We start from the raw sequence: 1,568 nt of genomic DNA, 5'->3' as shown, positions 1-1,568 counted from the left end.
TCCATTACGAAGTCTATATCCGAAAGACCGCCCCGGCCCCCTGGAGCCTCCAGATGGCGACGGAGGACCGCGCCAATGCGATCCAGACGGCCGAGGAGTTGCTCGACGACAACCGCGCCGCCGCCGTCCGGGTGACCAAGGAAACCCTCGACCCAGACACCATGGCCTTCAACAGCGTCACGGTCCTGACCCGCGGCGCGCCCGAGGCGCCCCGCAAGCGCGTGGTGCCCGAGGACGAAGCCGGTCCGCGCTGCGGATCGCCCCAGGATCTCTATGCACCATTGGCCCGCGAGCTGATCGGCCGGGTGCTGGAGGACTGGCTGAACCGCCAGGGCGTCACCGCCTTCGAACTGCTGCACCGTCCGGACCTGGCGGAAAAGCTGGAGGCCTCCGGGGTCGAGCTGCAGCACGCCATCCAGAAGGTCGCCGTGCCCGAAAGCCAGGCCGTCGGTCAGCCCGTCCACGATCTCGTCCGCCACTATCAGAAGCTGGCCGACCGGGCGATCGAGCGCCTTCTGTTCGCGGGGCGCCGCAACCAGTTCCCGGATCTGGAAGACCATTCGCTCGCCGATCTCGCCCATCGGCTGGCCGGACAGGCCGACCGCGCCTTCATCATGGGCGGCATCATCTCCGGCGCGCTGAAGGGCGTGAGGGGCGGACGCGCCCGGCTGGATCGTCTGATGGACCTGGCCGGGCGTGCGCCGATGGACGGTCCGCCGCACGCCATGGTCATGGTGCCGATCGAACAGGTGATGTGCGAGCTGTTCGCCGCGCGGACCAATCTGGCCGACGTGCTGGGGCCCGCGCTCGACCAGGGCGCCTCTCTCGCCGCCGTCGTGCGGATGGTGGCGCCGCGCGAGGTCGCGGCCCTGATCCGTCAGGACGCCCGTCTGGCGCTTCAGGTGCCGGTCGTTGACGGGCCCGCGGCCCGGCTTGGCGAGCGGGTCGCGGCCGGACAGTTCCCGCTGCTGTCCGCCGCCCTGGCGCGGATGGTCGTGCGCGAGCTGATGAGCCCGCGCCGCCTGCGCCCCAACGACGCCGCCGGCGAGATCGACATCCTGCGCACCCTGGCCATGACCCTGACCGCGACGGCGGGCCGGCTGCTGACCCTCGAGGAGGTCCAGACCGCGTTCAACGAGCGCTCCAAGGCCCTGGTCACCGCCGACTTCGTCGCCGCCTATGTGAAGTCCTGCACCACCGTGTTGTGCGAGGCCGAGGCCCTGACCCGGCTGTGCGAGAACGTCACCGGCATGGCCAACAAGCGCGCCGCCGCCCGTTGGCTGTCGGCCTGCGTCGGTTCGCTGCGTTTCGAGGGCGAGATGCGGGCGGCCGCCATCGACCAGACCGCCGCCCAGAAGCTGGGGGTGCTGGCCGGACTGGCGCGCGCCGTGCGCGGCTGCGGCCTGACCGAACGCGACGAGACCGAGATCGTCACCACCATCGGCGCGGTCGGCGGCGCCGTCGAGGGCGACGCCCGGATCGTGGCCATGCTGGCGCGCTCGCCCGCGCCGTTGCCGCAGAAGCTGTCCGTCCTGCTGCGCATGGCCGCGGGCGAGACCGCGGCCATG

The 1,568-nt window shown here is 71.6% G+C and carries 1 protein-coding gene; it reads left to right on the top strand.

Going from position 1 to position 1,568, the window contains the following annotated elements; genetic code table 11:
• A partial coding sequence (locus RDU12_RS15715; protein WP_308685601.1) for a hypothetical protein occupies positions 1-1,568 on the top strand: 1,568 nt, incomplete at both ends.

The sequence above is a fragment of the Brevundimonas sp. genome (genome assembly GCF_031082345.1).
GTDB lineage: Bacteria > Pseudomonadota > Alphaproteobacteria > Caulobacterales > Caulobacteraceae > Brevundimonas.
This window is presented reverse-complemented; position numbering and strand designations above follow the sequence as displayed.